Here is a 25,987-nt window from a genome sequence, read left to right as displayed (position 1 = left end):
ACTACTGAGACACCGTGTCTCACAACTCAGTAGTACGTGCCGTGACTCTGAGAGCGATCTCGACGTAGGCTCAACAAAACGAAAACGGGTCGTTGGGGATCATGCACGAAAACGGGTCGTTGGGGATCATGCATGGGGGTGCGTAAATGAGCCGAAGGGCAGATCACAGATATGTGGCCTACAAGTCCGAGTTGCGCACCTTCGCCGAGACGGTCGGAGAGCACCGCGAGGCCGAGATAGCCCGAGCCTCGGAGATCGTCCTCGAGGGTGGCTCGGTCATCGTGGCCGCCCCTGCCGGCATGGGCAAGAGCTGGGCAGCTCGCGCCTTGGCTGCGGCCGTGAGAGGCCGAGGTCGCACGGTCGAGACAGTGACGTGCCTGCGCCTGCGAGACGATCAGCTGCTCGATCACATGACCCCTCATGCGGGCATGCTGATCATCAAAGACGCGCACCTTCTCGGAATCGACGACATCCACCGGCTCGCCGATCTCGCGGCCGATCCAGACAGCAGTGTGCTCATCACCCTCGACTCCGGTGTCTCCTCCTGCACTTCGGCCGATACGGAGCAGAGCCGCCGCGAGCTGACGCTCCTCTGGACGGAGAGAGGCATTCCGCGCGTCGACCTGAGCGGCGTCGGCTACGACGAGGCCGTCAGAATCGTCGAGGCGGTCGCCGGCCCGAACCGCGTCGACGTCGTCACCAGGGCGCGCATCGTGCTGCTCGCCGAGGGCAACCCGCAGCTGCTCGAGGAGTTGACACGCGAGGAGTTGTACCGCGGAACCTACTCGGCACGCCAGCAGAACATGCTGCTGGGGCCGTCGTACATGTCCCCACGCATCATCGATTTCGTTCGCCCCCTGCTGCGCGGGCTGGGCCCCGAAGAGGAGTACGCGCTCGTGACCCTCGCCCGGCTGGGGTCGACCCCCTTCGCCAGGGCGGCGAGACTTGTGGGCAGCACGGCTCTCCGGTCTCTCCTCCGCCGAGGCCTCGTGAGCTACGACCCGGGCACCCCGGACTGCGTCGTCGGCCGCTCGCTCTATGCCCGGGCGGCTCTCGCCATCCAGACCGGCGAAAACCCGCTCGAGGCGCGCCATGTCGTCGAACTGGCGCTCCTGAAGGACGCGGCGGCCGGCATCGATCTCTCCGGTGCAGAATGCGCCTTCGTCGCCGAATACCTGCTGAACGATCCGAGTCACGACCCGCTCGACGACATGTCACCGGCCAAGGCTGCCGACCTCATGGCGCGTGCAGCTCGCCATGCGAACGAGAACGGGATGCCGGGCTCCGCCCGGATGTTCGCACACCGTTCCCTCAGCCTCGAGCCGACTCTCAACGGGGTCGAGCAGCTCTCACGATGTCTCGTGAGGCAGGGCAAGTTCCAGGAGGCGGTCGACGTCATCGAGCGCGTCCGAGTTCCGCACGGCGATCCGAAGGAGGACGCCCTCTACCTGTCGTGGTGGATGCAGGTCCTCGGCAGGCAGGGCACGTCGGCGGAGCGGCTCGATCGGCTGGAGGCGGAGGCTCGATCGTGGGGCACCGTCGATTCCGTTCTCGACGAATGGACGGCGTTCTCGAGGGCGCGCTCGCGGATGATGCTCAGCTCCTACGCCGAGGGCGTCGACGAGATGGAGCGCATCGTCGACAGTCGTGATTCGTCTGGGCCGTTCGTTCTGCGAGCCATCACCGAGTTGATGCCCTGCTACGTCTATCGCGGCGAGACGTCGAAGTTCGAACGCGTTCTCAGTCTCGGCTGGTCGAGAGTCGCTCCGGCATTCGCCGCGTGCAGCGGCATCAAACGTGGCGACCGCAGCGGGGTCATCACCGAATTCGTCATGCAGGCAGCGTTGGTGCGCGGAGCCATCGGTCACGACCGGGCCGGTCTCGCTCGCGAACTGGAGTCGTTCGCCCTGCGGACGGTCGACTCATCCGACGAATACGGCATGGCTCTGGCGAATCTCGCCTCGGGTCACCTCGCCCTGGAGCAGGGGCAGGCCGAGCGAGCAGAGAACGAGCTGTCCAGAGCCCTCGAGCGCGTGGGCTACAGCACCCAGACCAAGTGGACGACCTGGATGCAAATCCTCCGTTCGAACGCTCTCGCCGTCTTGCACCGCTACGACGATGCACTCCTCGTGGAACGTGAGATCTCCCCGATCACCCGCGAGAGCACCCCTTGGCTCGCCCAGTACTCCAGTCATCTCAGCGCGCGGATGAAGGCTCTCGACGGCGACCTGGCCGGATCCGCCGCCGTGTGCCGAGCGATCGCAGAGGCCCGGTCCGACTCGCGATTCTTCGCCGTTCGACCGCTGCACGTCGCGGCTGCGCTCGGGGAGGATCCCGCTCGGCTGCTCTCTGACATCGAGAAACTCCCAGACCAGGAGATGTGGGAGTCCACCCGGCTGCTCGAGGGTCACCTGCGTGCGTCGGTCGACGGCGATGCCGACGAGCTCGAGCGCATCGGCGCCGAGCTGGCGGAACTCGAATTCTGGTGGGAGGCGGTGTTTTCATTCACCACGGCGGCAGCCATCCATGCCGCTTTGCTCGACGACGAACGCCGTGAAGCCGCCCTGGCCCGGGCGGACGGGATTCGCCTCCGACTTCCCGATCTTCAGCCGGTCGACGACGATGCAGAACCCGAGGACGATTGCGCCAACGAGACTGCCGGACGAGAACAGTCCCGGCTCGCCGTGCTCACTCCGCGTGAGCTCGAGGTCGTCACGCTCGCCGCCGACGGACTCACCAACGCACAGATAGCCTCGCGTCTTTATCTCAGCGTGCGCACCGTCGAGTCGCACATCCTGCAGGCGCGAGCGAAACTCGGCGCCATACCCCGGTCGGAACTGAAATCGATCGTGCGAGGCTGACGCAGCAGTCGTGATCGTCAGATCACGGCGAGCGTCTGCCTGGCGATCTCCAGCTCTTCGTTCGTCGGGATCACGAGCACGGCCACGCGCGACGCCTCCGTCGAGATGAGTCGCGGCCCGCGCTCGGGCGAGGCATTGCGTTCCTCGTCGATCTCGATGCCCAGGATGCCGAGCCCCTTGAGTGCTCCCGCCCGGATGAGCGGCGTGTTCTCCCCGACTCCCGCAGTGAAGACGATCGCGTCGAGCCGACCCAAATGCGCCGCGTAGGCGCCCACGTATTGCTTGAGGCGGTGCAGGTAGACGTCGAGAGCGGCCTGCGAATCCGCGTCGCCCGCGTTCGCCGCCGCGATCATGTCTCGCATGTCTCCGTGGCCGGAGAGCCCCAGGATGCCGCTGCCGCGATTCAGCAGGGTGTCGAGATCGTCGAACGTCTGGCCCGTCTTGCGATGCAGGTGGAACAGAACGGCCGGGTCGAGATCGCCCGAGCGGGTGCCCATGACGAGACCCTCGAGAGGCGTCATGCCCATCGACGTCTCCACCGACTTTCCGTCGGAGACGGCACAGGCCGATGCACCGTTTCCGAGGTGCAGCACGATCGTCTTGGTGTCATCGAGCGGGCGGCCGAGGAACTTCGCCGCCGCCTCGGAGACGAACTTGTGTGAGGTGCCGTGAAAGCCATAGCGCCGGATGCGGTGCTGTTCGGCGAGGGCCTTGTCGATGGCATAGGTGTAAGCCGCTGGCGACAGCGTCGAGTGGAACGCCGTGTCGAAGACGGCCACGTGTGGCACGTCGGGAAACGCCTTCTGCGCCGCGTCGATGCCTTGCAGATTCGCCGGGTTGTGCAGCGGGGCGAGGTCGGCGAGATCTTCGATGTTGATCTTCACGAGGTCGGTGACGATCGTCGCCTCGAAGAACCGCTTTCCGCCGTGCACGACGCGGTGGCCGACGGCGACGGGCGGATGCTCGTCGAGCGATGGTCCGTTCGCCCGGAATGCGTCGAGCATCACCTGGAATCCCTGCGAGTGATCGCGGATCGGCAGGTCGAGCTCGCTCGAGCCTTCGGTAGTCGTGTGCTTGGTGTGCCCGGTCTCGTCGCCGATGCGCTCGACGAGCCCCGACGCCAGAACCTCTTCGGTGGTCATCTCGATGAGCTGGTACTTGAATGACGATGAACCGGAGTTCACCACGAGGATGGCGCTCATGCGGATACTCCTTCTGCTGCGGCAGCGTCGACCGGTTGAGCGGCCGCCTGGATCGCGGTGATCGCGATGGTGTTCACGATGTCGGCCACGAGCGCACCGCGCGACAGATCGTTGATCGGCTTGTTGAGCCCCTGGAGGACGGGTCCGATGGCCACCGCTCCGGCACTGCGCTGCACGGCCTTATAGGTGTTGTTGCCCGTGTTGAGGTCGGGGAAGATGAACACGGTGGCGCGACCGGCCACCTGGCTCTCGGGCATCTTCGTGGCGGCCACGGCGGCGTCCGCTGCGGCGTCGTATTGGATGGGGCCCTCCACCAGCAGATCCGGGCGCCGCTCGCGCACGAGACCGGTCGCGGCGCGCACCTTCTCGACCTCCGCACCCGAGCCCGACGTTCCGGTCGAGTACGACAGCATCGCGATGCGTGGATCCACGCCGAACTGCGTCGCCGTCGCGCTCGACGAGATGGCGATGTCGGCCAGCTGCTCGGCTGTCGGATCGGGGATGACGGCGCAATCTCCATAGACCAGCACCCGGTCGGCGAGAGCCATGAGAAAAACGCTCGAGACGACGGATACGCCGGGCTGGGTCTTGATGACCTCGAACGCCGGGCGGATGGTGTGCGCCGTGGTGTGCGCCGCACCCGAGACCATGCCGTCGGCGAGGCCCAGTTTTACCATCATGGTTCCGAAGTACGACACGTCGGTGACGGTGTCGCGAGCCTGCTCGACGGTGATTCCCTTGTGCGCACGAAGCCGCGCGTACTCCTCGGCGAACGGCTGACGGTACTTCTCGTCGAACACGCTGACGATGTGTGCGCCCTCGAGGTCGAGCCCCAGACCAGCGGCCCGTGTGCGAACCTCGTCTTCCTCGCCGACGATGGTCAGCTCGGCAATTCCACGGGCCAGCACGGTGCTCGCCGCCTTCAACACGCGGTCGTCGTCGCCCTCGGGAAGAACGATGTGGCGGCGAACATGGCGGGCCTGGTCGATGAGCCCGTACTCGAACATCAGCGGCGTGACGACGGTCGACGAGCTCACGTCGAGCAGCTCGAGAAGCTTGGCTCCGTCGACATGCTGCTCGAACAGGGCGAGCGCGCTGTCGTACTTGCGCTGGGAGTCCGCAGCAAGGCGCCCCCGGGTCGAGGTGATGCGCAGCGCGGTGTCGTACGTTCCGAGGTCGGTGGTGACGATCGGCAGGGTCGAGTCGAGGCCCGCGATCAGACGCGTGATCGGCTCGGGCAGCTCGAAGCCACCGTTGAGGATGATGCCGCTGAGCGAGGGGAAGGTTCCGGAGGCGTTCGCCATGAGAACCGCGAGCAGCACCTCGGATCGATCTGCGGGGATCACCACGACGGCGCTCTCTGTGAGACGCGGCAGAACGTTCACCATCGACATGCCGGCGACGACGACGCCCAGCGCCTCTCGGTTGAGCAGGCTCGGGTCGCCCGAGAGCAGCGAGCCGGCGGTGGCCTCCACGAGGTGTTGCATGGTCGGCGCGACGAGCACCCGGTCTTCGGGGATGGCCCAGATGGGAACCGACGCGGGGCCGTCGATGGCGGAACCGATGGCATCCCGGATCTCGTCGAGCCGGTCGGGATCGGCGCGGTTCGACACGATGCCGAGCAGCGTGGCGTGCGCCAGTTTGAGTTCGACCTGGGCGAGCTCGGTGAGCTGGCGCATGTCGTCGGGTGTTCGTGCCTCCGAGTAGCCGAGCGTCTCGGAGGATCCCTGACCTTTGCGACCGCCCAGCACCAGCAGCACGGGAGCGCCGAGATTCGCCGCCACGCGCGCGTTGAACGAGAGCTCGCTCGGGCTGCCGACGTCGGTGTAGTCGGAGCCGAGAATGACCACGGCGTCGCACTCGCGCTCGACCGCCTTGTAACGCTCGACGATGACCGACAGGGCGGCATCCGGATCGTTGTGCACGTCGTCGTAGGTGACGCCGATGGTCTGCTCGTAGCTCAACTCGACGCCGTCGTGCGCCAGAAGCATCTCGAGAACGTAGTCGCGTTCGGCAACGGAGCGCGCGATGGGCCGGAAGACCCCGACCCTCTGCAGCGAGTGACACAGGGTGTCGAGCACCCCCAAAGCGATCGTGGACTTTCCGGAGTGGCCTTCGGCTGAGGCGACGTAGATGCTTCTCGACACTTAGGATCCTTCGAACTCGTGGTTACTTAGGCACTCCTCACCATATTCGTTCGCCCTGTCATTCACTCGGGAGAGAGCGCATGTCGAGAAGACGTGCAGCCCCTCAGACCGTGCCCGCGGCGCAGGCCGGGTTCACCCCGAGCAGCCCCATCGATGCCGTCGATCCCGACCAGGCCGACCGCCACCCGCTCGCATCGACGCTTCGCAGGTAAAGACCGTAGCTGCCGCCGAGAAGTCCAGCGAGCAGGGATCCGCTGAATGCCGTCGTGTAGGTGCCCGACACCGGCCCGCTGGTCGTGACGCCTTGGCCGAGCAACGCCACTGTGACGTTCGAGAGCACGGCCCCCTCCGACACCCCATAGTTCACGTTCGCCGGCGCCACATAGCCGGTTCCGGCGGGAAAGTTCCATTTCACCGTGACGACGGGGTTGATGCCCAGTGCGCCGGTCGTGAGCACGCAGCTCTGGACGACGGGCTTCGGGATCGTCGTGGCCTCCAGAGTCGCCTTGGCTGTCTCCCGATCGCTCCAGGCGGCTTCAGTAGGTTCGATGTGACGAGCACCAGAGCCCATGACGAGGGTCATGCCCACCACGATCGCCACAATGCTGCTGACTCGGCGCATCAGGCGACGATTCCTCCGAAGGAACGCGCTCGGTGTCGGCCTCTCGCTCGTCGTTCGCGCGGTGTCGAACGCGGCCAGAAATACCAGGTGATGAATGACGCGACGACGACGGAAACCGCCGCGAGCGCCCAGGGGTTCGACATCGCCACCACGGCGAAGGCGAGCCCGGGAACCGACGCCATCACGATGCGCACCGTCGAGACGGTGTACGGCGCCGGGTCGTCGACGGGGTTGGCATCTCCCCGTAACGTCAAGACGCTCTGCCCGTCGGCGCCGGGCTGTGCCGCCACCACTCGGTGCGTGACCGGCAGTTGGTCGGGGCGGTCGACAGTCACGACGTCGCCGACACGGACCTCGGATGCCGGAATCTCGCGCACCAGAGCAAGCGAACCGGCCGGGATCGTCGGCGACATCGAGCCCGTCTTGAACATGATCAGCGTGATGTTGAACAAGAGCGCGGCGACAGTGAGCACGATGCAGACCGCTCCGAGAACGGAAGCGATATTCAGGAGAAGTTCGCGAACGGCGCCCTGCCGCTTCGCGAGGAGATAGTCCGGCTCCGTGCCGAGACCGACCTCGCGCTCGATGGCCATCGGGGATTCGATCATGAGCTCGAACTCGCCTTCACTTCCCAGGTGGGTGTCACACTCTGGCCCTGCAGCTCGTTCGCCGCGTCGGAATTCATCGACACTTCGAAGCAGAACTGCGTCGCCGCTCCCTGATTCGCCGTGACCGCCGTGGTGGGCAGAACAGCCCCGCTGGTCAGAGCCACGCTGGTGGTCGCCGAACCCGCCGCGCCGGCGGTGCCGACGATGAACGCCGTCGGAGCGGGGCTCGCCCCAGCCTGAAACAGCGCGGCTCCGCACGTCGCACCCGCCGGGTAGCGCACAACGCGATAGCGCATTGCTCCCGCGAGCGTCGCGTTGTCGTTCGTGGCGGGCTGCAGTGCGAGCGTGCCATCGAGCGACAGAGACTTGGTGCGAACCCAGAACGGCGCGTACTTGACTGTGGACGGAGACATGCCTCCCGCAGGAAAAGCGAATATCAGCGGGGCGGCGGCTGTGGAGTCTGCCCAGCTCGTGCCGGAGTTGATAGACGATTCGGTGGTGAAGCGACTCGCGGTGAACGTGGCCTGGCCGAATTCGCTGTCGGCCCACGCCGCCATCGTCAGCGAGCCTCCCACGCCGAGCACGAGTCCCCCGGCAAGGATCGCCCTGACGCGCGCGAAGCGGCGGGGGCGATCCTCGGCCCGGCGAGCGTGCGAGCTACGCGTCATGCTCAGTCGTTGTCCGACACCGACTCGGCGGCGAACTGCCAGGTCACCGTCGCGCCCGCCCCCTCGATCAGGCCCGCGCCCGCGGTCACGATGAGGCAGAGATTCACGGGTGCCCCGGCAACCGCGCCCGCCCCCTCGGTCAGGTCGAACGTGGCGGCGTCTGCGGTCGTGGGCAGCGCTCCGGCGACGACGAGCACATCGCCCGTCGTGTCGGCGTCGCACTCGAAGTCGGTGGTCGTCAGTACCTCGTAGCTGAGGTTGGCCGCGTTGTCTCCGGCGCCGACACTGCTGAGAGTGACGACGGCGTCGGCCGTGGTGGCCGCATCGAGGCGAACGGCGAACGGCGCGTAGACCACGTCGGCCGGCGCCAGATTCAACGGCTCGACGACGAACGCCAGAGGAGCGCCCGGAGCGACCGCATGATCGGCGAACGCTCCGCCGGCCGTCTGCTGGCCTTCGAGGTTGAACGAACCGGCCCCGAAGGTGCCGGTGGCGAACTCGGAGTCGTTCCATGCAGCGAGAGTGACCGCGGCCCCCACACCGAGCACGAGTCCGCCCGCCAGGATCGCGCGAACCATCCCCGTGCGCTTTCTCGTGTGCTCTGTCTTCTCGCGCTCGCTGATTGATGTGCTCATGTCGGTGCCCCTCGAGTCCCCCGGATCGGTTGCCGTAACGAACGGCCTGATTCCGACATGGTGGAACGAGAAAGAGCGGCGGACATCACGAATGCGTAATGTCCAGCAGAGAGAGGCCGACATTCCAGTAGTCGCCGTCTCGGGCCCCAGTAGTACTGGGCACAAAAGAAAAGACCCCCCGCGCACCCGCCAGAGCCCGGTTACCCTTGCTACGTTTCCGTCCTGGGGGAGTTGGCCTGGATGGCGCCACGCGGGGAGCCGTCAACCACTTTACGCGAGGTTGTGTGCTGATCGCGACCTGAGGTGTACTTGAGGTATGCGTATTGCAATCGCCGGAGGTCACGGCAAGATCGCCCTTATTCTCCAGAAGCTTCTCAGTGAGGCAGGCCACGAAGCCGTCGGCCTCATCCGCAAACCCGATCAGGCGGGTGATCTGCTCGTGGCCGGCGGCATCCCCGTGGTTCTCGATCTCGAGCAGGTTTCGGCCGAGACCCTCGCCGCCGATCTCGCCGGGGTGGATGCCGTGGTGTTCGCCGCCGGCGCCGGTCCCGATTCGGGGGCGGATCGAAAGCTCACCGTCGATCGGGATGCGGCCGTGCTCCTCGCCGATGCGGCCGTGATCGCCGGCATCCGTCGTTACGTCATGATCTCGGCGATGTCGGCCGACTCTTTCGAGCCGGATTCCGACGATGTGTTCCAGGTGTACCTGCGGGCGAAGAGCGAAGCCGACTCGGCCCTACGCCAGCGTGACCTCGACTGGACGATCATCAGGCCCGGGGCCCTTACCGACGATCCCGGAACCGGCCTCGTGCGTCTCGCAGAGAGCACGGGCCGCGGCTCGATCCCCCGCGCTGACGTGGCCGCTCTCGTCTTCTGCAGCCTCGTCGACGGAGTCGGATTGCACGCGCAGTTCGAGGCGGTCGAGGGCGACGACCCCGTAGCCGAGGCTCTCACCATGGCACGCTACTAGAGCCTTCTCGCCCGCGAAGACCCAGAACCGCGCGCACCCTTAACGCACAAACCCCTGACCGAAGCAGTGGCTTCGATCAGGGGTGTTGGCGGTGGCGGAGAGATTCGAACTCTCGATAGGTTGCCCTATACACGCTTTCCAAGCGTGCCTCTTCGGCCGCTTGAGTACGCCACCTCTGTTCTTACGAACCTGACTATCCTAACCGATAGCGCGCATTGCTCGCGCGCCGGTTCGTGGTGGGTGCCAGATATCGATCAGGCGGTCGGAGCAGGACCCAGCTCGTCGAGCAGCTGCTGCATCTTCACGTAGGCCTTATTGCGGTAGGCGATGAGCTCCGGCGTTCTGTCGGATGCGATGTCGATGAAACCGCCGCCCGTCTTCGTGCCCAGTCTGCCGGCATCGACCAGGTCGCTCAGGATCTTCGGTGTGGCGAACCTCTCGTCGAACCGCGTCTGCAGGGAGGTGTAGCAGAACGAGTACACGTCGAGCCCGGCCATATCGGCGATGAGGAACGGCCCGAAGAAGGGCAGGCGGAATCCGAAGGTCGTGCGCACGATCGTGTCGATGTCCTCGGGTGTCGCCACACCCTCCTCGACGAGCTGCGTCGCCTCGTGAAAGAGGGCGTATTGCAGCCTGTTGAGTACGAACCCGGTGGAATCTGTGATGCGCGCACTCGACTTTCCTGCCGCTGTGAGCAGCTCTTCGACGGGAGGGAGGATCGCCGCATCCGTGCCATCGTGCGGAATCAACTCGACGCCCGGGATGAACGGCGCCGGGTTCGAGAAGTGGATGCCGAGGAAACGCTCGGGTGCGACCACGGCCTCGGCCAGGGCGTTGATCGAGATCGTCGAGGTATTGCTGCCGATGATGGTCTCGGGGCCGGCGGCCGAGCTGATCCTCGCGAGCGTCTCGTGCTTGACCGAGAGGATCTCCGGCACGGCCTCTTCGACGAAGTCGACGCCGACGACCGCCTCCTCGATCGACGCGGCGGCCGAGATGTTGCGCTCGATGGTGGCCGCGGCGCACTCGGGAAAGAGGCCCTCCGACTCGAACTGAGTCGCCTCGGCGATCACCCGCGCGAGGTTCTTCGCGGCGATCTCCTCGGAGATGTCCGCCAGGCGGACCGAGGCTCCGGAGAGGGCCAGTACCTGCGCGATGCCACCGCCCATGTATCCCGAACCGATGACGGCGACTGTCCTGATCATGATGTTTCTCCTCGGTGTCTGTGCTTCGATTCGGGGGTCGGTTCGGTCACGAGATCTCGGTCGCAATGCGTTCGGCGATGAGCGCGAGCGACGTCGCGCCGGCATCCGGATGCCCGAGGCTCTTTTCTGCGAGCGGACGCGCCCGGCCGAGCGCGGGCCGCAGCCGCGCGGTCTCGACGGCGGCCCGGGTCGCAGCGGAGGCCGCCGTCTGGAGAGCCGCGTCAAGCGAGACACCGGCGGCGATCTCGTCGGAGAGCGTGTCGACGTAGGGCACGAGAGAGTCGATCATGGTCTTGTCGCCCGGCTGAGCCTTGCCCAGACGCTGGATGCCGTCGAGCGCAGCTCGGGCCACAGCGACGGCCGTCTCCTCATCTGAGTCGGAACCGTTCTCCGCGGCCTCTCCCATGGCCTGGAGCGCAGCGGCCCAGAGAGCGCCGGATGTGCCACCCGCTTCGTCGCTCCAGGCATCGCCCGCGTTCGCCAAGAGCTCTCGGACTCCGACACCGGGTGCGTCGCGGGCGCTGCGCACGGCCGCATCGATGCCGTGCACCATGCCGGCCCCGTGGTCGCCGTCGCCCGCGATCGCATCGATGCGGCCGAGTTCGTCGCGGTTCTCGTGCAGCGTCTCACGCACTGCCACCATCAGGCGCAGCGCGAGTGCGGCTCGCGCCGCCGAGGCCGGTGACACGTCGTCAGGCGCCACGGCAGCACCGGCGCCCTCCGACGGGCGCGACTCGGTGGATGCCCGGGGCGCGTCGCGCGAGAACGCAGCCGACCGCGTGTCGCCCTTGCGATAGGCGGGCGACCAGGCCGGATCACGCCACAGTTGCTCGATCTCGTCATCGAGCCACACGAGCGTCACCGACACCCCGGCCATGTCGAGGCTCGTGACGAGTTCGCCGCATTCGGGCTCGACGATGGTCAGGCCCGCTGCCTCGAGTTCGTCGGCGACGCCCGAATACAGCACGAAGAGCTCTTCGTATTTCACCGTGCCGAGCCCGTTGACCATCACGGCCACTCGACTACCGCGGTCGTCTGGAGCGTCGTCGAGCAGACGCGAAACGAGGAGCTTCGCGAGCTCGGCGGCACCCGTCATCGGCACCTCGTCGATGCCCGGTTCGCCGTGGATGCCGAGGCCGATCGACATCTGCCCCTCGGGAACCGTGAACAGCGGCTTGTCGGACCCGGGAAACGTGCAGCCGCTGAAGGCCACGCCGAGGCTGCGCGTTCGACGGTTGGCCTCGCGGGCGACGCGCTCCACGTCGTCGAGCGAGAATCCTCGCTCTGCCGCCGCTCCGGCCACCTTGAACACGGCGAAGTCGCCGGCAATGCCGCGGCGCTTCTCCATCTCGCCGAGCGGAGCACTCGCGATGTCGTCTGTGACGAGAACGGTGCGCACATCGTGGCCCTCGGCGCGCAGCTTCTCTTCTGCGGCGGCGAAGTGCAGAACGTCGCCGGCATAGTTGCCGAAGCTGAAGAGGACTCCCGCTCCGGACTCGGCGGCGGCCGCCACCCGATAGGCCTGGCCGGCAGAGGGAGAGGTGAACACCTGGCCGCAGACGGCGGCGGTCGCCAGCCCCGGCCCGACCACTCCGGCGAACGCCGGATAGTGCCCCGATCCGCCCCCGATCACGACCGCCACCCGGGGTCCGTCCGGGCGGTGGCGCCGTACCACTCCGCCGTCGACGAGTTCGACGGCGTCTGCGTGCACCCGAGCGAAGCCCTTCAGCGCCTCCGACGTGAAATCGTCTGGATTGTTGAATAGACGCGTCATTGCATCTCCTTTGCTAGAAACCTGCGTGAGAAACCTGAAACCGGATAAAGAATCTCGGTCTAGGGGGTCGATCGCTCGACGCTCAACGAGCCCTGGCGCACGCGGCTGCGGCCGGGCACGTAATCGGCCGATTTGGGCAGAGCGTGTCTGCGCAGGTAGTCGCGATTGGCCGCGCACACGCTGAGTCCGTCGCCACCGTAATTCTCGGTGCACAGGATGCCCTGGAATCCCGCCGCGATCGCGGATGCGATGGCGGCTCGATAGTTGATGAGGCCCGACTCCATCGGAGCCGGCACAGCGAAGTACTGCTCGCGCGCCCTGTCCTCGTCGCGAGCGTAGTTCTTGACGTGCCAGAAGTTGGCGTATGGCACCGTCTTCGCGACGATTTCCTCCCACGACTCCACCCGACGATGCAACCGGATCAGATTTCCGATGTCGGGGTTCAGACCGACATTCTCGAGGCCTATCTCCTCGACGAGCCGCACCGATGAATCCGCCGTTCCGAGGTACGTGTCCTCGTAGAGCTCCAGCGAGACGAGCTGGCCGAGTTCCTCGGCGTGACGGCCGAGCTCGCGAAGTCGCGCCACCGCGAGCATCCAGGCCTCGACGTCGTCGGGATCGTCGCGATGTCCATCGACGGTCCAGAACCAGAGCTGCTCGCGCTGCTCTCGGGTGAGCGCCTGGTGCAGCCCGAACGAGACGACCTCGATGCCCAGTCGCGCGGCCGCCTCGAGAGTGCGGTGACTGTAGGCGAGGTTGTCCGCTCCGTTCTCCGCATCGATGACGCTGCGCCTGATCGCCGACACCGACGCGGGCCGAAGACCCGCCTGGGCCGACGCGGCGGCAAGATCGTCGAGTCGCGCAGGCGACAGGTCGCCGACCTTCACCCAGTTGTCGGTGAAATCGACGCAGTCGAAACCCGCGTCCGCCACCTCACCGAGCACCCGCGCCCACTCCTCGGGCCCGGCATCCTGCACCGGAACACCGCTGGGCGCCACGTCCGAGAACGGGAGCATGCTGGCAGCGATGGGCCAGTCGTTTCGGGAGAGACTCATCGTTGACCTCGTCGTGATCGATTGCCGTGCGTGAAGTGCATCATCAGTCTTTGATCGCGCCCAGCGCAAGGCCGGACTGCCAATAGCGCTGAAGACTCAGGAACGCGATGACGAGAGGGATGATCGTCAGCAACGACGCGGTGATCACCAGGTTCTGGATCAATTCTCCGTTTCCCGCCGTCGAGCCCAGCTTGTTCCACTGATTGATACCGATGGTGAGCGGATACCAGGCCGGGTCCTTCAACATGATCAGCGGCAGGAAGTAGTTGTTCCAGATCGACACGAACGAGAAGAGCAGCACCGTGACGGTGGCGGGGGCGAGCAGCGGAAACGCGATCTGCCTGAAGATGCGGAACTCTCCCGCGCCGTCGATGCGGGCGGCCTCGATGAGCCCGTCGGGTACCGCCTGGGCCGTGAAGACCCACATGAGGTACAGCCCGAAGGGGTTGATGAACGACGGGATGAGGATGGCCCACGGGGTGTTCGTGATTCCCAGCTGCGCGAACAGCAAGAACTGCGGGATCGCGAGCGCGATTCCGGGCACCGAGATGGAGCCCAGCACGACCAGGAGGAAGACGCGCTTTCCGATGAAGTCGTGCTTGGCCAGCGCGTAGCCGCCGAGGGCGGCGAGGAGCGTCGACACCAGCGCTCCGACGACGACGTAGAGCACGGTGTTCAGCAACCAACGAGCGAAGATGCCCTCTTGAAAGGTGAACACCTGCACCACGTTGTCCCACAGCGCGAAGTGATCGCCGAAAGCGAGTCCGAACGACGACACGAAATCCTGCTGTGACTTCGTGGCGTTGATCACGAGCCAGACCATCGGCAGCAGACAGTACAGCGCGAAGAGCCCGGTCAGGAGCGTGAGCGTCGTGCTCTTGCGCGGATTCGAGAGCGTATAGAGCTTCTTGCCTCGAGCGAGGGCGCTACTTGTTGAGGACATTCTTCATTCCCTTGATCTGCACGACGTAGGCGATGGCGATGGTGAAGAGCGCCATGACGATCGCCAGAGCCGCGGCGTACCCCTGTTGCGAGCCTGTGAACGCCAGGTTGTAGGCATACAGATTCGGCGTGTAGTACGACGTGATGCCGCTGTTCGAGACGAGCGTCGCCAAGATGTTGGGCTCGTTGAACAGTTGGAACGTGCCGATGATCGAGAAGATGATCGTGACCACCAGCGACCCGCGAAGTGCAGGCAATTTGATGTAGCGCACGATGTGGAACTCGTTCGCGCCGTCGATCGCCGCGGCCTCGTACAACTCGCGTGGCACCGCCCGCAGCGCGGCATAGAAGATCAGCATGTTGTAGCCGGTGAAACCCCACGTGGCCATGACCCCGATCGAGATCATCGTCGTCTCGGGTGCGAAGGGATCGAAGGAGGTTCCCGCCGCCTCGTTCAGACTGCCGATCAGCCCGTAGCGGATGCCGAGCATAAAGCCCCACATGAGCGTCGACACGATCGCCGGGATCGCGTAGGGGAGGAAGACGACGACCCTGAAGAACTTCGTTCCGTGCAGGCGGAGCGAGTCGATCGCCAGGGCCAGCGCGATCGCGCTGAGGAGCATGATCGGCACCTGGATCGCCGTGAAGACCACAACGCGGATCGCGCCGTCGTAGAACTGCGGATCGTTGAAGAGCTTGATGTAGTTGTCGAGCCCCACGAACGCGTTCCCACCGATGAGCTTGTTCTGGAACAGGCTGATGTACGCGGAGTAGCAGATCGGAATGACGAGAACGAAGAGGAAAAGCACGGCGAAGGGGGCGATGAAGAGCAGGCCCACCTTCGGGCGTTTGTGAACCCTGATGGCGTTCGTGGTGGCCGACGACATCTACTTGACCGTGAATCCCTGTTCGTTGCCGTACTCGATGCTGCGCTGCTTCCACGTCTCCAGCACGTCGGCGAGTGTGCCCTTGCCGCTGTTGTAGAGCGGTGCCGACACGTCTTCATAGCTCGTGCGCGCCCATCCGAAGAACGGCGGGTACTGCCAGCCTGTGGCTACGTTCTTCGATGCCTCGGCCAGCACCTCGTTGTATTTCTGGTCGCCGAAGAACTCGTTGGTCGTACCGAGGAACTTCTCGTCGTCGAGGTTGGAGAGGTTGGGCACGAAGGCTCCGGCGTCGATTCGCGACTGCAGGCCGTCGCCGTGCGTGAAGTACTCGAGGAAGGCGTACGCGGCCTCCTTGTTCTTCGCATCGGCCGGAATCGCCATGGCGCTGCCGCCGTTCTCCGAACCCGAGGTCTCGCCGGCCTCCCACTGAGGCAGCGGTGCGATGCGGAAGTCGCCCGCGGCATCCGGAGCCCGCTCGGGGAGGGTCGAGGTGAACCAGCTGCCGATGATCTGCGTGGCGATGGTGCCCTCGTTCAGGCCGCGGTTCCAGTCGTCAGACCATCCGGTGACCTTGGTGTTGACCAGGTCTTCGTCGAGCATCTTCTGCCAGAACTCGACCGCGCGGGTGGTTCCCTCATCGGTGAAGTCGATCGTCACGTTCGAGCCGTCGACCTTGAACGGCCGTCCGCCGCCCTCCCAGATCAGCGACAGGAGAAGGAAGATGTCAGCCGAGTCGTTGGTGATGTAGTGATCTCCTCCCAGCGCCCGCACCTTCTTCGCGGCCTCGTAGAACTCGTCCCAGGTAGCAGGCGGCGCCGTCACTCCGGCCTCGGTCAGAACGGCTTGGTTGTAGAACAGGGCGGCGGGCCCGTAGTCAGACGGGAGGGCATAGGGCTTGCCGTCGATCGTGACGTTGCCCCACGCGGCGTCGACATAGTCGGATGCGATGTCCTCGGCCCCGAACTCGGAGAGATCGGTGAGCTTGCCGGGGATCGCGAAGAGCGGCAGGGAGAAGTATTCGAACATGGCGATGTCGGGCACGCCCGATCCTGCCTGGATCGCGTTGTCGAGGGCCGTGTATTCATCGGTCGACGAACCCGCGTTGATCACATCGACCGTGATGTTGGGGTAGAGCTTCTCGAAACCGGGCACGGCTTCTTTGACGGTGCCGTCCCAGCTCCACACTTTCAGAGTGATGGGCTTGTCTGTGGGGACGCCGGCGCCCGAGGGAGCGTCGCTGCTCCCTGTGCATCCGGTGAGCGCGACCAGCGTGGCCACGGTTGCCACGGCGGCGGCAAGAACTCTCTTTTTCACTTCGTGCTCCTTCTTCTGTGGGTGTGTGACGTGCTCAGTGCATGGCGAGTGCGGTCCATGAGACCGGCGGCAGGCTGATGGTCACCGTGCCGTCGTGCAGTCGCGCTGTGGTGTTGGTCTTGGGCACCACCCGATCGGGGTGCGTCAGGGTGTTCGCCGCGTGGATGTCGTCGTCGAAGATGCTCTCGACGCTGTCGAGGCTCTCGATACCGAGTCGGTCGACGGCGATGTCGACCGTCACGGTCTCTGTGAGACTGCGGTTCACGAGGAACACCGACGTGGCGCCGGATGCCTCATCGTGAGTCGCCACAGCATCGACCATCTGTACGTCGCCGTAGGCATCCGTGGGCGTGCTGGGGGAATCGAGCCTGACCCGCAGAGCCGCGCCCCTCGCGAGTCTCGAGGTGATGGAGAACGGGTAGAACGTGGTCTGCCGCCAAGCCGGCCCGCCCGGCTCCGTCATGATCGGTGCGATCACGTTGACGAGCTGGGCGAGGCTCGCCGCCGTCACCCGGTCGGCATGACGGAGCAGAGAGATCAGCAGGCCTCCGAAGACGACGGCGTCCATGACCGAGTAGGAGTCTTCGAGCAGGCGCGGCGCCTGAGGCCAGGTGTCGGCATCGGTGATCTTCTCGACCTCGTTGTAGCGCGACTGGTACCAGACGTTCCACTCGTCGAACGAGACGTTCACCGTCTTCTCGCTTCGGCGGAGGGCCTTCACGTGATCTGCGGTCGCCACGACGGATTCGATGAACCGGTCCATGTCGACGGCGGATGCGAGAAAGCTGGCGAAGTCTCCCTCCACCGGCTCGTAGTACGCGTGGCATGAGATGAAGTCGACCTCGTCGTAGGTCTTCTCGAGAACGATGCGCTCCCACTCGCCGAAGGTCGGCATCCCTGCCCCCGAGCTGCCGCAGACGACGAGCTCGAGCGTCGCGTCGACCTGACGCATGGCGCGAGCGGTCTGGGCGGCACGTTGCGCGTACTCCGCCGCCGTCGAATGGCCGAGCTGCCAGGGGCCGTCCATCTCGTTGCCGAGACACCAGATCCGGATGCCGTGGGGTTGCGGCGACCCGTTGGCGATGCGCTGGTTCGACAGCTCGGTTCCCGAGCGGATGTTGGCATACTCCAGAACGTCGAGCGCCTCTTGGACCCCGCGCGTGCCCAGATTGACCGCGTACATCAGTTCGCCGTCGACCAGCGTGAGCCAGCGCGAGAATTCGTCGAGGCCGATCTCATTGCTCTCGATGGAGTGCCAGGCGAGGTCGAGGCGGCTCGGCCTCGACTCGCGGGGCCCCGTGCCGTCCTCCCAGCGGTAGCCCGAGACGAAGTTGCCGCCGGGGTAGCGAACGGTCGAGACTCCGAGTTCGCGCACCAGATCGACGACGTCGGTGCGAAAGCCATCGGCGTTCGCCGCCGGGTGACCCGGCTCGTAGATGCCGTCGTAGACGCATCGCCCCAGGTGCTCCACGAAGGAGCCGAAGACGCGTCGGTTGACGGGGCCGACGAGGGAGGCCGGATCGAGGTCGAGGTGGGCGTTCAGCATGAAGTCTCCGTCGGGAAGGGCCTCAGCGTGTGCTCGATCTTCGGAGAAGTCGTGCACAGCACTGTGCGTGGTACATCGTTGTACCTAGATAGTAGGAGCGCGATCCGCGAACGTCAAGGACGAGTCGAAACGTCGTCGTCAGAGCGCTGAAGCTAAGGTTTATGAGCGGCCCCACCAGGCGATGCCGCAGAGCGGGAGGCATCCGGCGTGAGTACGGTTCCGACCATTCACGATGTCGCCCGCGCGGCCGGCGTCTCGATCAAGACCGTCTCCAACGTGCTGAACGACAACCCGAAGGTCGGGCCCGACACCCGGGCACGGATCCTGCGACTGATCGACGAACTGGGCTACCGCCCCAATCTCTCGGCACGGGGCCTTCGCTCGGGCAAGACCAGCATGATCGCCCTCGCCGTACCCTCTCTTCGCGAGAACTACTTCGCAGAACTCGCGGACTCGGTCATCCGTGCTGCCGCCCGTCGAGGTCTCCGCGTCGTGATCGAGCAGACGAACGGCGACCGCGAACTCGAGATCGAGGCCCTCTCGGGCGGGCAGCTGCGCTTCGTCGATGGACTGCTCTTCAGCCCTGCACAGCTCGGCCAGAAAGACGTGGATCTCCTCGCCACCCGAGGACCCGTCGTGCTTCTCGGCGAACGCATCTTCGGCGGACCCACCGACCACGTCACCATGCACAACAGCTCGTCATCGTGTGCCGCCGTGGAGCATCTACTCTCCATCGGAAGAACACGGATCGCCCTGATCGGGGCCCCTGTCGAGACCGAAGACAACGCCAGCTCGGCCAGCCTCCGCGAGCAGGGATACCTCCGCGCGCTGGAGGCGGCGGGCATCGCGAGCGACGATCGACTGATCGTGCGGGAGGGCCACTGGGGCCGCGAGACCGGGGCTGCGGCGATCCGCTCCCTGCGGAGAGACGGGATCGAGTTCGACGCCGTCTTCGCCCTCAACGACACCCTCGCGCTCGGCGCGCTCAGAGCCCTGGGCGAGGCAGGCTTACGCATTCCCGACGACGTCGCGGTCATCGGATTCGACAACATCGACGAGGGGCGATTCTCGTTGCCGTCGTTGACCACGGTCGACCCGGGCCGCCTCGAGATCGCCGAAACAGCGGTCGATCTGCTCGTCGAGCGAATCCAAGAGAAGGGCGACCGGATGCCCGCGAGAACCGTCAAGGCGGGCTTCAGTATCGTCGCGCGGGAATCCACAGGATTCCACAACGCGGACGACAGCGACTAACTCCTCGGCATCTGAGAAGACCGCCCGCAACTCGCGCTCGACCAGCACCGCCCTCGCGCCCTGAGCAGCGCGCCGAAAACACCCTTGCGAGATCGCAGACGATTCTGTTATCGTCGAACCGGTTCGAATCGAACCGGTTCGAAACACCGTCAATGGAGACCTCATGGCAACAATCGGAGACGTGGCCCGTGTCGCGGGCGTGTCGCGCAGCACCGCGTCATACGCGTTGTCGGGCAAGCGATCGATCTCTGCCGAGGTTCGGGCGAAGGTCGAGCAGGCTGTGCGCAGCCTCGACTACACCCCGAACGCCGGAGCCCGAGCCTTGGCCACGTCGCAGACGAAAGTGATCGGCCTGCTGGCTCGCTTTCTCGAAGACGAGTTCGCGCCCGCCATGCTGCAGTACATCCTCGGCGTCACGAACCGCGCCCGCGAACGCGGTTACGACACTCTGCTTCTGACCGACGAAGACGGGGTCTCGGCGCTCCGCCGCATCTCCGATTCGCGAATGGTCGATGGCTTCATCCTGCTGAACGTGGCCGAGAACGACGACCGCCTCGGCATCCTTCGCGCCGCGGCCCAGCCGGGCTCACTGGTCGGACTGCCGGGTGACCCGAGCGGCATCGACGTGTTCGACCTCGATTTCGTGGCGGCGGGCCGGCTGATGGTGGAGACGCTGCACGAGCTCGGCCACCGCACCATGATCCTGGTCTCGCAGCCCGAGCACGTGCTGGAGCGAGGCGGCGCCTACGTGTCTCGGCTCGCCAACGCGGCGCAGGATCGGGCTCGTGAGCTCGGTGTCGAACTGCACCACCACTTCGCTCCCTCCAGCCAGCCCCAGATCGGCTCGGAGCTCGCGCGGCTGCTCGACGCCCACCCCGATGCGACGGGCCTGTTGTTGAACAACGAGGCTGCCGCGGCAGCCCTACCGAGCGTACTGAGAGACCGCGGTCTGACAGCCCCCGAAGACATCTCCGTCATCGGCCGCTACTCCGACGATTTCGCCCGAACCTTCTCGCTCCCCTACACGGCCATTGACAGCGCCGCCGACGAACTCGGTCGGCGGGCTGTCGAACGCCTCGTCTCCCGCATCGAGAGCACCTCGGATGCGGAACCACCGATCGTCGATCTGATCACACCACGGATCGATGACCGCGGCAGTACCGCGGTACCGCCAGCCCGTCACTGAAAAACACCAAGAGGTCCGGTATGCCGGACACGTTCAAGGAGGAACACATGTTGAGCACCACGCTACGGAAGCCGCTTGCCATAGCGGTCACCGTCGTCGCACTCGGAGCCCTCGCGGGCTGCTCGAGTTCGGGCGATGCCGGGTCGACCGACGCCGCGGGAGGGACCTACACCTGGTGGGATCCGTACCCCCAGCACGAAGAAGGCTCCGACTGGGCGAAGCGCGTGCAGGCCTGCGGCACGGATGCCGGGGTCACCATCGAGCGCACGGCGTACGACACGACGTCGTTGACGAATCAGGCGCTGCTCGCCGCGCAGGAAGGCACGTCTCCCGACGTCATCCTGCTCGATAACCCGGCGGTCTCGACGCTCGCCGACACGGGAATGCTCACCACGACAGAGGAGCTCGGGCTCGACACCTCCAAGGTCGACTCCAACCTCCTGGCAGCGGGAGAACTCGACGGCAAGGACTACGGAGTGCCGGTGGGCGCCAACACCCTCGCCCTGTACTACAACGCCGATATCCTCAGCGCGGCGGGCGTCGACCCGGCCAGCATCACGAGCTGGGCCGCGTTGACCGACGCTCTCTCGAAGGTCACGGCCGCGGGCAAGAAGGGCATCACCTTCGCCGGTATCAACACCGAAGAGGGATCCTTCCAGTTCCTGCCCTGGTTCTGGGGAGCCGGCGCCGATCTCTCCAAGCTCGACTCGCCCGAGGCTGTCAGCGCTCTGACGCTCTGGACCGACTGGGTCAACAAGGGTTATGCGCCTCAGTCGGTGATCGGCAACTCGCAGAACACGAGTTGGGAGGAGTTCATCACGGGTGACTTCGCCTTCGCCGAGAACGGCACGTGGCAGGTCAACAGCGCGGCCGAGCAGCCGTTCAAGACCGGCGTGATCGAGCTGCCCGCCGTCGACTCCGGGGTGGCCCCCGCTCCGACCGGCGGAGAGTTCATCACCGCTCCCGTGCAGAAGGACACCGCGCGCTACGACGTCACCAAGAAGATCGTTGACTGCATGACGACTCCCGAGGGATTCGTCGAGACGGCCAACACCTTCGCGTACTACATCCCGCCGACAAGCGACGGCCAGGACCAGCTGCTCGAGCAGCACCCCGACCTCGACACGTGGGTGTCGGCCGTCAAGGCCGCGAAGGGCCGCACGAGCGACAACCTGGGAACGAACTACCCGCTGATCTCCGAGCAGCTGTGGACAGCGGTGCAGAGCTCCCTCTCGGGCGCCTCCTCGCCCAAGGACGCGCTGGCCGCAGCCCAGAAGGCCGCCGCCTCGGCGACCGAAGGCAAGTAATCCCCCAGCCGGGGGCGGGCGCCGAGCCCGCCCCCGGAACCCCTGACGAAGGACACATGATGACGATCTCTGCGGCGCCGGCTGTACGGCCGGCACCCGACCCCAAGCCCAGCGCTCCGCGCCCCAGGCGCGCCAAGGGCGGCGGAACGGGCGGCTCTCGATGGGTCGCAGTGGCATTCGCGGCTCCGCTGCTGGCCTACCTGCTCGCGTTCTACGCGTATCCGCTGATCCGCAGTATCGACCTGAGCATCCACGACTACAACGTGCGCGCCTTCGTTCAAGGCAATGCCGAGTTCGTGGGTCTCAAGAACTACATCGACGTCATCTCATCCCCCCTGTTCGGGCAGGCCGCGTGGAACACCGTGGTCTTCGTCTTCGGCTCGTTGATCTTCCAGTACGTGCTTGGTCTCGCCCTGGCCGTCTTCTTCCGCGGCAACTTCCGCCTGAGCGGAATCCTTCGAGCCCTGTTCCTGGTGCCGTGGCTGCTGCCGCTGATCGTCTCTGGGTCGGCCTGGGCCTGGATGCTCAACAGCGACAACGGCATCGTCAACTCGTTCCTTCAAGCGTTCGGTATCGGCCAGATCAACTGGCTCACCTCACCCGACACCTCGATGCTCGCGGTGATCATCGCGAACATCTGGCTGGGCATCCCCTTCAACCTGGTCATCCTCTACTCCGGCTTGCAGAACATCTCTGGCGACCTCTACGAGGCCGCAGCACTCGACGGCGCAGGCCCGTGGCGCCAGTTCTGGAGCATCACTTTTCCGCTGCTCCGCCCGGTCTCCGCGATCACCCTGCTGTTGGGCCTCGTCTACACGCTCAAGGTGGTCGACATCATCTGGATCATGACCAGTGGAGGACCAGCGAACTCGACCACCACGCTCGCCATCTGGTCGTACCGAGAAGCCTTCGGCACGGGCCAGCCCGACCTCTCCCCCGCTGCCGCCGTCGGCAACATCCTCATCGTCATCGCGCTGATCTTCGGGTTCATATACCTGCGGATGCAGCGACGTCAGGAGCAATCATGACCGCCCGCCGCCCCTGGTGGAAGACAGCTCTCGGAGTCGTCTTCACCGCTCTTATGCTGTTCCCGGTCTACTGGATGGTCAACGTATCGTTCACGAAGACCGCGGATCTGAGGCTGAGCCCGCCGCACCTGTTCCCCCTCGACCCGACGCTCGACGGGTACGCGGAGGTTCTGCGTCAGCAGCTGCCCAACCTCGGCACCAGCCTGCTCATCGGCCTGGGGACCGTGGCCCTGACGGTGGTCATCGCGGCTCCGGCCGCCTACGCGATCTCGCTGCTGAATCTGCGCGGGGGCCGCACCCTCAACTTCGTCCTGCTGGTCGCTCAGATGATCCCCGGCGTCGTCATGGCCATGGGCTTCTACGCGATCTATGTCCGGCTGGGCATGCTCAACAGCGTCTGGGGACTCATCCTCGCCGACTCGACCGTCGCTGTGCCGTTCGGCGTGCTGCTCTTCACGGCATTCATGAGCGGCTTGCCCCGCGAACTACTGCAGGCGGCGCGCATTGACGGCGCGAATGCATGGCGCACCTTCACCTCGGTCGTGATGCCGCTGAGTCGTAACTCCGCGATCACCGTCGCGCTCTTCGCCTTTCTGTGGGCCTGGTCTGACTTCGTCTTCGCCTCGACGCTCGCCCGCAACTCGGCCCTCAAGCCGGTGACTCTCGGCATCTACTCATACATAGGCAACAACACGACCCAGTGGAATGCCATCATGGCTACCGCCGTTGTCGCCTCCATCCCGGCCGCGATCCTGCTCGTCGTGGCCCAGCGCTACGTTGCCGCCGGTGTCACCGCCGGCGCAGTAAAGGACTGACCAGTGACCCTGTCTGCTGCGCCCGCGCACGAGAAGCTCCGTCCGGCCACCGGCCCTGTGGCGCCCGTCACATCGGCCCAGCGCGGCCTCGGCGTCGCCGACGTGAACCTCGACCCCTCGGGCTTTTGGGGAACCCGTCAGGCCGTCAATGCCGGGGCCACTCTGCAACACTGCCTCGACTGGATGGAGCACCTGGGCTGGATCGGAAACTTTGATCGCGTGGCCCGCGGCGAGACCACCGTGAACCGGCCCGGATGGCAGTTCTCGGATTCGGAGATCTACAAGCTGCTGGAGGCGATGGCCTGGGAGCTCGGCCGTCGCCCGGATGCCTCGTTGGCGGCTTCGTTCGATGCGCTGGTCGACCGGGTGGGCGCGGCCCAAGACGACGACGGTTATCTGAACACGGCCCACGGGCATCCAGGTCTGCCGCCGCGGTATTCAGACATGGCGATGGGCCACGAGCTGTACAACACGGGCCACCTGCTGCAGGCCGCCGTCGCGCGGCTGCGCACCGGGAACGACGATCGACTCGTGCAGATCGCGCGACGCGCTGCCGATCAGGTCTGTGAAGAATTCGGGGCGGACGGTCGCGACGCGATCTGTGGTCACCCCGAGATAGAGGTGGCGCTTGTCGAGGCGGGGCGCGCATTCGGCGAGCGTCGCTATCTCGAACAGGCGCGCTTGTTCGTCGAGCGGCGCGGACGCGGCACGCTGCCCGTGCGGCCGCTTCTGTCTGCGGAGTACTTCCAAGACGAAATCCCCGTGCGAGAGGCTTCCGTTCTTCGCGGGCACGCCGTGCGGGCGCTCTATCTCTCGGCCGGTGCTTTCGATGTGGCGGTCGAGACCGGCGATGACGAGCTCGCTGATGCGGTCACCGACCAGTGGCGCAACACGGTCGCCCGCCGTACCTACTTGACGGGAGGTATGGGCTCCCGGCACCAGGATGAGGGCTTCGGCGACGACTGGGAACTACCGGCCGATCGCGCCTACTGCGAGACGTGCGCGGGCGTCGCCTCGGTGATGCTCGCCTGGCGGCTGTACCTGGCGACCGGCGAGGCCCGGTACCCGGACCTCATCGAGCGGACCCTCTTCAACGTCGTAGCTACCTCGCCCAGCAAAGACGGCAGGTCGTTCTTCTACGCCAATCCTCTGCACGTACGTGAGCCGGGCGCGAGCGCGAGCGACGGTGTCAACAACAGGGCCGAGGGCGGTGTGCGGGCTCCGTGGTTCGACGTCTCGTGCTGCCCCACGAACGTCGCCCGCACGGTCGCGTCGCTGGGCGCCTACATAGCCTCCATCGATGACGAGGGCATCGCGGTGCTGCAGTACGCGGCGGGCGAGATCCGGGCCGGAGACTTCGTCCTGCGAGTGCAGACCCGTTATCCCGACGAGGGAACCGTGCGCGTGCTGATCGTCGCGGCGCCCGACGACGAATCACGGATTCGACTGCGCATCCCGGGCTGGACCGACTCTGCGACGCTGAGCGTGAACGGGGGCGAGGCGACCGACGTCGCTCCCGGATGGGCTGATTTGCGTCGCATGTTCGAGCCCGGTGACGAAGTACTCCTCGAACTGCCCCTCGCGCCCCGACTCAGTTGGCCTGACGCACGCATCGACGCCGTGCGCGGCGCAGTAGCCGTCGAACGGGGGCCTCTTGTGCTGTGCCTGGAATCGACGGATCTGCCGTCGTATGCGCCCATCGAAGACGTGCGCCTCGATCCCGATCTCCCTCTGCTTGCGCACGCGGACGGTGCGCGCGCCAACGGCGTCGTCTGCGCCCCGGCAGAGAGTTCGGGCCCCCTTCCCTTCGGCGGGGTCAGGCCGATCGTCTCGGATCCGAAACCCGTCGACGTCACTCTTGTGCCCTACCACCGGTGGGCAGAGCGTGGCCCTGCTGCCATGCGCATCTTCATCCCCGTTACCGGCTGACAACGCCGGCGCGGCCCACAATCGCCCCGCCAATC

General features: G+C 65.8%; 21 protein-coding genes, 1 tRNA gene and 1 other RNA gene. 8 read left to right on the top strand and 15 right to left on the bottom strand.

The window, feature by feature from the left end; all coding sequences use genetic code 11:
• Window positions 1-173 precede the first annotated feature (173 nt).
• Window positions 174-2,861: a LuxR family transcriptional regulator gene (locus CCK87_RS01815; RefSeq protein WP_170927107.1), complete on the top strand. Its 2,688-nt coding sequence runs from the start codon at window positions 174-176 to the stop codon at window positions 2,859-2,861.
• Between the two features lie 17 nt (window positions 2,862-2,878).
• Here CCK87_RS01815 and CCK87_RS01810 read toward each other — a convergent pair whose 3' ends face one another.
• From CCK87_RS01810 to ffs, 7 genes are all read right to left on the bottom strand, one after another.
• Entirely contained in the window at window positions 2,879-4,063 is a 1,185-nt protein-coding gene (locus CCK87_RS01810; RefSeq protein WP_086459801.1) for an acetate kinase, read from the bottom strand.
• On the bottom strand, window positions 4,060-6,210 hold the full coding sequence (gene pta / locus CCK87_RS01805; RefSeq protein ID WP_086459800.1) for a phosphate acetyltransferase: 2,151 nt from the start codon (window positions 6,208-6,210) through the stop codon (window positions 4,060-4,062). The genes CCK87_RS01810 and pta overlap by 4 nt, the downstream gene beginning before the upstream one ends.
• A gap of 103 nt (window positions 6,211-6,313) precedes the next feature.
• Window positions 6,314-6,832, bottom strand: coding sequence for a hypothetical protein (locus tag CCK87_RS01800; RefSeq protein ID WP_086459799.1), 519 nt, complete (start codon window positions 6,830-6,832; stop codon window positions 6,314-6,316).
• The gene (locus CCK87_RS01795; RefSeq protein WP_249273659.1) at window positions 6,832-7,440 is read right to left on the bottom strand and encodes a signal peptidase I; all 609 of its coding nucleotides are present in this window, start codon (window positions 7,438-7,440) and stop codon (window positions 6,832-6,834) included. Before CCK87_RS01795 ends, CCK87_RS01800 begins: the two co-directional genes overlap by 1 nt.
• Window positions 7,437-8,108 (bottom strand): SipW-dependent-type signal peptide-containing protein, encoded by a 672-nt coding sequence (locus CCK87_RS01790; protein WP_086459798.1) that lies wholly within the window; start codon window positions 8,106-8,108, stop codon window positions 7,437-7,439. Before CCK87_RS01790 ends, CCK87_RS01795 begins: the two co-directional genes overlap by 4 nt.
• Before the next feature lie 2 nt (window positions 8,109-8,110).
• Window positions 8,111-8,743, bottom strand: coding sequence for a SipW-dependent-type signal peptide-containing protein (locus tag CCK87_RS01785; protein ID WP_249273658.1), 633 nt, complete (start codon window positions 8,741-8,743; stop codon window positions 8,111-8,113).
• A gap of 166 nt (window positions 8,744-8,909) precedes the next feature.
• Window positions 8,910-9,006, bottom strand: an RNA gene (gene ffs, locus CCK87_RS01780) — signal recognition particle sRNA small type.
• 53 nt (window positions 9,007-9,059) lie between these two features.
• On the opposite strand from ffs, the gene CCK87_RS01775 reads away from it, so the two are divergent.
• Window positions 9,060-9,713 (top strand): SDR family oxidoreductase, encoded by a 654-nt coding sequence (locus tag CCK87_RS01775; protein ID WP_086459797.1) that lies wholly within the window; start codon window positions 9,060-9,062, stop codon window positions 9,711-9,713.
• An 86-nt stretch (window positions 9,714-9,799) separates the two neighbouring features.
• On the opposite strand, the gene CCK87_RS01770 is transcribed toward CCK87_RS01775, so the two are convergent.
• From CCK87_RS01770 to CCK87_RS01735, 8 genes are all read right to left on the bottom strand, one after another.
• Window positions 9,800-9,887, bottom strand: a tRNA-Ser gene (locus CCK87_RS01770).
• 80 nt (window positions 9,888-9,967) lie between these two features.
• Complete coding sequence (locus CCK87_RS01765) at window positions 9,968-10,918, bottom strand: 3-hydroxyacyl-CoA dehydrogenase family protein (RefSeq protein ID WP_086459796.1); 951 nt, start codon at window positions 10,916-10,918, stop codon at window positions 9,968-9,970.
• 46 nt (window positions 10,919-10,964) lie between these two features.
• Entirely contained in the window at window positions 10,965-12,692 is a 1,728-nt protein-coding gene (locus CCK87_RS01760) for a dihydroxyacetone kinase family protein (protein ID WP_086459795.1), read from the bottom strand.
• A 59-nt stretch (window positions 12,693-12,751) separates the two neighbouring features.
• A complete protein-coding gene (locus CCK87_RS01755; RefSeq protein ID WP_086459794.1) occupies window positions 12,752-13,747 on the bottom strand; it encodes a sugar phosphate isomerase/epimerase family protein in 996 nt (331 codons plus the stop codon).
• Between the two features lie 43 nt (window positions 13,748-13,790).
• On the bottom strand, window positions 13,791-14,690 hold the full coding sequence (locus CCK87_RS01750) for a carbohydrate ABC transporter permease (protein ID WP_170927106.1): 900 nt from the start codon (window positions 14,688-14,690) through the stop codon (window positions 13,791-13,793).
• Window positions 14,674-15,576 carry a sugar ABC transporter permease gene (locus CCK87_RS01745; protein ID WP_086459793.1) on the bottom strand — a complete coding sequence of 301 codons (903 nt, stop codon included), beginning with the start codon at window positions 15,574-15,576 and terminating at the stop codon, window positions 14,674-14,676. The genes CCK87_RS01750 and CCK87_RS01745 overlap by 17 nt, the downstream gene beginning before the upstream one ends.
• Window positions 15,577-16,890, bottom strand: a complete 1,314-nt coding sequence (locus CCK87_RS01740) for a sugar ABC transporter substrate-binding protein (RefSeq protein WP_086459792.1) — start codon at window positions 16,888-16,890, stop codon at window positions 15,577-15,579.
• Window positions 16,891-16,924: 34 nt separating this feature from the next.
• A complete protein-coding gene (locus tag CCK87_RS01735) occupies window positions 16,925-18,436 on the bottom strand; it encodes an alpha-N-arabinofuranosidase (protein WP_086460320.1) in 1,512 nt (503 codons plus the stop codon).
• 207 nt (window positions 18,437-18,643) lie between these two features.
• On the opposite strand from CCK87_RS01735, the gene CCK87_RS01730 reads away from it, so the two are divergent.
• From CCK87_RS01730 to CCK87_RS01705, 6 genes are all read left to right on the top strand, one after another.
• Window positions 18,644-19,687: a LacI family DNA-binding transcriptional regulator gene (locus tag CCK87_RS01730; protein WP_086459791.1), complete on the top strand. Its 1,044-nt coding sequence runs from the start codon at window positions 18,644-18,646 to the stop codon at window positions 19,685-19,687.
• 163 nt (window positions 19,688-19,850) lie between these two features.
• Entirely contained in the window at window positions 19,851-20,873 is a 1,023-nt protein-coding gene (locus CCK87_RS01725) for a LacI family DNA-binding transcriptional regulator (protein WP_086459790.1), read from the top strand.
• A 47-nt stretch (window positions 20,874-20,920) separates the two neighbouring features.
• Window positions 20,921-22,180 carry an extracellular solute-binding protein gene (locus CCK87_RS01720; protein ID WP_086460319.1) on the top strand — a complete coding sequence of 420 codons (1,260 nt, stop codon included), beginning with the start codon at window positions 20,921-20,923 and terminating at the stop codon, window positions 22,178-22,180.
• 56 nt (window positions 22,181-22,236) lie between these two features.
• Window positions 22,237-23,208, top strand: a complete 972-nt coding sequence (locus CCK87_RS01715) for a sugar ABC transporter permease (RefSeq protein ID WP_170927105.1) — start codon at window positions 22,237-22,239, stop codon at window positions 23,206-23,208.
• Entirely contained in the window at window positions 23,205-24,023 is an 819-nt protein-coding gene (locus tag CCK87_RS01710) for a carbohydrate ABC transporter permease (protein ID WP_055851680.1), read from the top strand. The genes CCK87_RS01715 and CCK87_RS01710 overlap by 4 nt, the downstream gene beginning before the upstream one ends.
• A 3-nt stretch (window positions 24,024-24,026) precedes the next feature.
• Window positions 24,027-25,952 (top strand): beta-L-arabinofuranosidase domain-containing protein, encoded by a 1,926-nt coding sequence (locus CCK87_RS01705; protein ID WP_249273657.1) that lies wholly within the window; start codon window positions 24,027-24,029, stop codon window positions 25,950-25,952.
• Window positions 25,953-25,987 lie beyond the last annotated feature (35 nt).

It is taken from the genome of Agreia sp. VKM Ac-1783, from assembly GCF_900177765.1.
Classification (GTDB): Bacteria; Actinomycetota; Actinomycetes; order Actinomycetales; family Microbacteriaceae; genus Agreia.
The sequence above is the reverse complement of the archived record's forward strand: the minus strand, read 5'-3'. Positions and strand labels throughout refer to the sequence as shown.